At 71.2% G+C, this 5,121-nt stretch carries 6 protein-coding genes; 3 read left to right on the forward strand and 3 right to left on the reverse strand.

Annotated features, from left to right (window positions below):
• Positions 1 to 265 precede the first annotated feature (265 nt).
• A complete protein-coding gene (locus ABT130_RS46855; protein WP_350966392.1) occupies positions 266 to 1,114 on the forward strand; it encodes a hypothetical protein in 849 nt (282 codons plus the stop codon).
• Positions 1,108 to 3,735: an outer membrane protein assembly factor BamB family protein gene (locus ABT130_RS46860; protein WP_350966393.1), complete on the forward strand. Its 2,628-nt coding sequence runs from the start codon at positions 1,108 to 1,110 to the stop codon at positions 3,733 to 3,735. The genes ABT130_RS46855 and ABT130_RS46860 overlap by 7 nt, the downstream gene beginning before the upstream one ends.
• A 42-nt stretch (positions 3,736 to 3,777) precedes the next feature.
• Here ABT130_RS46860 and ABT130_RS46865 read toward each other — a convergent pair whose 3' ends face one another.
• Entirely contained in the window at positions 3,778 to 4,425 is a 648-nt protein-coding gene (locus tag ABT130_RS46865; RefSeq protein WP_350966394.1) for a GNAT family N-acetyltransferase, read from the reverse strand.
• A gap of 11 nt (positions 4,426 to 4,436) precedes the next feature.
• On the opposite strand from ABT130_RS46865, the gene ABT130_RS46870 reads away from it, so the two are divergent.
• Positions 4,437 to 4,565 carry a hypothetical protein gene (locus tag ABT130_RS46870; RefSeq protein ID WP_350966395.1) on the forward strand — a complete coding sequence of 43 codons (129 nt, stop codon included), beginning with the start codon at positions 4,437 to 4,439 and terminating at the stop codon, positions 4,563 to 4,565.
• An 8-nt stretch (positions 4,566 to 4,573) separates the two neighbouring features.
• On the opposite strand, the gene ABT130_RS46875 is transcribed toward ABT130_RS46870, so the two are convergent.
• Both ABT130_RS46875 and ABT130_RS46880 read right to left on the reverse strand, forming a co-directional pair.
• Entirely contained in the window at positions 4,574 to 4,810 is a 237-nt protein-coding gene (locus ABT130_RS46875) for a hypothetical protein (RefSeq protein ID WP_350966397.1), read from the reverse strand.
• Positions 4,807 to 5,121, reverse strand: a 315-nt coding sequence (locus ABT130_RS46880) for an ATP-binding protein (protein ID WP_350966398.1), incomplete at its 5' end; no start/stop codon positions are given. The genes ABT130_RS46875 and ABT130_RS46880, both read right to left, overlap by 4 nt.

The following is a 5,121-nucleotide window of genomic DNA, read 5'->3' on the forward strand; positions in this document are numbered from 1 at the left end:
AATCAGGCCAAACGTACCCAGCCGCTTCCTAACTTGATCACTGAGCCACGTTCGCACTCCTCCACGATCGTGGATCTTTATGACATTAAGATCACTTTGCCCTGAATTCTTCGGACTCCCGATCACCCGAGGCAGGATCGACTCCAAGCCGCAGGACACGCCGGACATGCTCGCCGACAGCCGTGAATAACCGGAAACTGCTCCTTCGCGCTCAAGCTCGTGCCTACCCTGGTCTCGAAGATCGGTCGTGGAGGAATGCGTCCCCATGGGCAGAGCTCGCCGGAACAAGCGCACATCGACCAGCCGCGACGCCGCGGCCCAGCGGCAGGATGGTGCCGAGGCGTCCGATCCCGCCCGGTCGAAAGGGCTGCTGGCGTGGCTGGCGGGGATCGTCAGCGCCGTGATCCTGGCCGCGTTCGGCGTCGTGTTCACCGAGTGGTACAACGCGCACGGCTCCGACACGGTCGAGCAGGTACGCGGCGCCGCCCCGATCACCGTCGGCCACGTAGCCGTCGACTACTCCGAGCGCGACACCGTCCTGCGCGAACCGGTGACCGCCCCCGAGGACCGGGCGCTCATGCTGGCCGCCCACGCGGGCAAGCAGCGTGAGGCGATGCTGGCGCGCCACCAGATGGCCCTGATCGACAGCATGAACGTCACCGTCGTGCTGACCGGGAACCGCAGCAGCCTGCGCATCGTGGACATCGAGCCGCAGGTCCTCGCCCGCAGGCCGGTGTCGGAGGGCGCCCGCCTGATCGCCATCACCGGCGGCGGCGAGGCGGGCACCGTCGAGATGGCCGCCGACCTCGACCGTCCCGCGCCTCGGTTCACGACCGGCGGGGACACCCCGTACTTCCGGAAGAAGCAGATTGACCTGAAACGGGATGAGCCGGTCACGCTCAGCCTGAGCTTCACCGGCAAGAAGGCGTACTACGAGTTCGACCTGCGGGTCACGGTGCTCGCGGACGGCCGTACGGAAGAGGTCGTGGTCAAAGGGCCGGACGGGGGGCCGTTCCGGTTGACCGGCGAGGCCGCCCGGTACCGGTCCTACTACCGGCAGGCGCCGCAGGGCGGCTGGCGGCCGGTCTCCTGCGGGAAACGCCGGACATGCTGATCACCCGTTGCCTCCGGGTTCTGGCGGCGCTCTCGGTGGCCGCCGCGCTCGCGGTCGCCGATGACGGGCGGCCTCCGCTGGAGCTCGTGGGGTGGAAGGCGGCGTGGTCGGCCCCCGCCGATGAGACGGCCTCGTTCTCCTTCCTGTCCGGCGAGAATCTGATCATGGCGATGTCGGAAGAGGGGACGGTGACCGTGCGCGATCCCGGCACCGGCGCGATCCGGCTCACCATTCGCACCCCGCTCCATTCCCTCAGCGACGCGTGGGCCACGGCCGGCACCCTCGTCGTGGCCGGGAGCCGGAAAGGATCGTCGGACCGGACCCTGTACGGCTACGACCTGGCCTCCGGCGGACCGCTGTGGCGGCACGCGCTGTCCCCGTCGGGGCCACGGGCGCACGACTTTCCGCGGATCCTGATGTCCGAGTACGGCGTCGTCGTCTTCCACCGGGAGTCCGGGCTGCTCTTGCTCGACGCGCGAACCGGCGGCGTCCGGGCGCGGGCCGCCGTGGCGGTGGGCTGCGAGGGAGAGACCGGCTCCACATCCGGGGCTCTGCTGTTGCTGAGCCGCTGCGGGCAAGGTCGCGTGCGGCTCGACTCCTTCGATCCGCGCACGCTACGGCGGAACTGGACACGTCCGGTGACCACCTGGAGCGTCGTGCCGGGCGTCGGCGTCCGGCTCTGGTTCAAGAGTGCGTCGGAGGGCTTCGTCATCGCGGCGGTGAACGGCGACGAGTTCCTCTTCACGCGGGACGGCACACCGCTGCCCCGCTCCCACCTGGAGCGGGCCACCGCCGGAAGCCCGGCGCCGGAGGTCGGCCGGCATCCCGACGCGGAGGACCGTCCCGGGTTCGACTGGAACAACGCGTGGCCGCTACCCGGTTACCTCAACTCGCGAGAGCAGGACACCGGCCCTCCCATCCCGCTCCCCCTCGACAGGCCGCTCACCCACACCACCGTCTTCGTGGGGGCGACCTCCCATATGGCCTTCATCCACGGTGACGCCCGGATCACCGCCCTGCGCCCCGCCTACGGACGTCCCACCGGCCCCGTCGCACTCGGCGGCGTCCCGCCGGGCGATTGGCCGGACGCCTGCTCCCTGCTCACCTCGCGCGACCTCGGCCAGGACGTCCGCCGCGTCCCGGGAAACAAGTCCCTGGGCCGCCTCACCCTGCCCAGGCCCGTGACCTGCGACTGGGTGCCACCCGAGGACGACGGCGGGGTCATCTCGCTCTCCGTGAGCTGGGTGTCCCCGGACGCCGGCGCCCTCTTCGCCGCCGCCACCGAGCTGACCAGGCGTCACGAGAGCTTCGACTACGACCCCACGATCGAGGGCGAGGGCATCTTCTCCTACACCGCCCACGGCCCCGGGGGGACCTTCGGCGCGACGCTGGTCAACGTGGGCCCGGTCATCGTCCATCTGACGTCGCCGTCGCGACTGGTGCAGCGCTTGGCCGCGTTCCGGGTGCGTGACAACCTGATGGCCCGCTACCGGCCGGGGGAGCGCGTCCCGCCTCCGGCGCGGACGGGCGGGTGGACCCATCTCGCCGACGGGAGCGTCAACATCGACCCGGTGGTGGACGGCGGTGTGGTGTACGCCGGCGCCGACGACGGTCTGTACGCCCTGGACGCCGTCACCGGCCGGGCGCGGTGGAAATCCTGGCCGGCCACGCCCATGCTCGTGGACGGCGTGCTCTACGGCGCGAGGAGCGACGGGGTGGCGGCCATCGACACCGCCACCGGCCGGATGCGGTGGAACCGCCGCTTCGACACCCGGTACGTCGGCATCCATGACCTCGTCATCCAGGACGGCGGCGTGTACGCGGGCGTCGGACTCACCCACGTCGTGGCGCTGGAGGCCGCCACCGGCAAGCAGCGGTGGCGCTTCCGCGTCCCCGGCACCCTGGGCCGCGTGGCCGTGGCCGCCGGTACCGTCCACGTGAGCAGCCGGGAAGGCATGCTGTACGCCCTCGACGCCAGGACGGGCGCGCTTCGCTGGCGTTCCCGCGTGGGCACCGGAAATATCAACCCGGCCGGTTACCTGGCCGCGACCGGGGAGGCCATCTTCGTGATCACCGGCGCGAAGGCGTCCGCGCTCGACCCCGCCACCGGGAAGGCACGGTGGCGCGCCCGCGTCAGCGCCGCCGTCCGGTACGACCCCGTTGTGATCGGCGGCACCGTCTACCTCGGCGATCTCGCCGGGCGCACGTACGCGCTGAACGCCGCCTCCGGCCGGGAGCGATGGAGGCTCACCACCGAGGGCGACAGCGGCCGGTGGAACGTCACCGCGTCACGAGGGAAGGTCTACGTCGCCGGCCGGAGCCTGCACGCCCTCGACCCCGAAACCGGGAAAGAACGGTGGAGCAGGCCGCTCATCGCCCAGGTGTCGGTCCACGAGGACACCGTCTTCGCCCAGGACGAGGGCGGCACGCTGCACGCGCTGGACGCGGCCACCGGCGCGCCCCGCTGGCACTTTCAGACCGGTGGCAGGTTCCAGACCCGGCCGGTCGTGGCCGGCGGCCTCGTCTACGTCGGCAGCTCGAACGGCAACCTGTACGCGCTGCGCGACACGGACGGACTCCCCGGGCCGAACCCGGCGGAGCTTGACCGGCGCACCTGGTGAGTACGGGGCGTTCGGTGCGAGCCGACGGGCTCGGGTGTGGTGTCAGGAAATGACCGGGCTGCGGCGCTCGATCAGTACGACGTCACGCCAGACGCCGTGGTGGCGTCCGATCCGCTCGCGGGTGCCGATCACCCGGAACCCGGCGCGTGCGTGCAGGGCGAGGCTCGCGGTGTTCTCGGGGAAGACGCCGGAGTGGATCGTCCAGATTCCAGCGGCCTCGGTGGAGGCGATCAGCACTGCGAGCAGCGCGGAGCCGACACCGCGGCCTCGGGCCGCGGGGTGGACGTAGACCGAGTGTTCCACCACCCCGGCGCGGGAGCCTTGAGAAGCGGGCAACCCGGCGACGATTGTGGCCACTGCCGCCGGATGCTGATCCGCTACGAGCAGGACCGGCGCCGAAAGACCGGTCTCCGTCTCCTGTGGGCCGAATCCTGCTGGGCCATCGCGGGATGGAGAGGCCGGCGTCCCGGACGCGTGGGGATCAGGTCCGTGGACGCCGGCCTTGTGTACGGTCCACGTCCGGCAAGGGGGCCTGCGGGCCTGGACCGGCTCCGGGTTCAGCGGATCGGTGGGAAGTGGGGACGATCCCGCCGAACCCGGAGGTCGGGGGTTCAGGGTTGGTGAGGCCGGGTGGGCAGGTCGAACCAGACGCCGGTGCCGAGTTGACCGGTCCCGCACAGCCGGATCCATTGGGTGCCGCAGTGGCCGTGGGTGAGTTCGGCGACGATGCGCAGGCCCCGGCCGCCGAGTTCGAGGTCGTCGAGGCGGTGCAGGAGATGGTCGATCAGGATGGTTCCGGCTCAGGCGGGGAGGGCCGCCCGGCGCGGTGACATCGCGGTCAGCCCGAATGTGGCTCGTGGTCGCCCGGTGGGCAGGACGGGTTGCAGAGCACGTCGACCCAGATGTCTGCGACCGGCGCGGTGATCTGCTCGACGGTCTCGGCCGAGATCTTGTCGTCGGTGACGTCGGCCCAGATCAGGCGTACCGCGGCGGCCAGCGTGACAATGCGGGTGCCGCACCCCGCGCAGAGGCGCACGCCATCGGGCAGGTCCAGGATGGACAGCGGGCCGCTCACCGGGATCTCCACTCCGCGCAGATGAACCAGACGGTCTTGCCGTCCACCGGCTTGCCTTCCGACGCCGGTACGACGCCCCACCGGTCGGCGTAGGCCGTGACGATCGCCAGCCCGCGACCGTGCTCCTCATCAGGACCGGCCGGGACCGGGTTCGGCCACCCGGCGCTGTGGTCGGTGACCTCCCCACGGACGACCCGCCCGTACTGGAACAGGGCGAGGGTGATCGGCGCCTTCCCGTGCAGGATCGCGTTGCTCACCAGCTCGGACACCACCATGGTCACGTTCTCCGCCACGGCGGACATGTCCCAGGC

The sequence above is a fragment of the Streptosporangium sp. NPDC001681 genome, assembly GCF_040298085.1.
Lineage (GTDB): Bacteria > Actinomycetota > Actinomycetes > Streptosporangiales > Streptosporangiaceae > Streptosporangium.

What these genes read in the sequence shown, in the direction of transcription:
- ABT130_RS46855 (WP_350966392.1), top strand. Translation starts at nt 266, where the DNA reads ATGGGCAGAGCTCGCCGGAACAAGCGCACATCGACCAGCCGCGACGCC.
- ABT130_RS46860 (WP_350966393.1), top strand. Translation starts at nt 1,108, where the DNA reads ATGCTGATCACCCGTTGCCTCCGGGTTCTGGCGGCGCTCTCGGTGGCC.
- ABT130_RS46865 (WP_350966394.1), bottom strand. Translation starts at nt 4,425, where the DNA reads ATGGATCCGGCTGTGCGGGACCGGTCAACTCGGCACCGGCGTCTGGTT.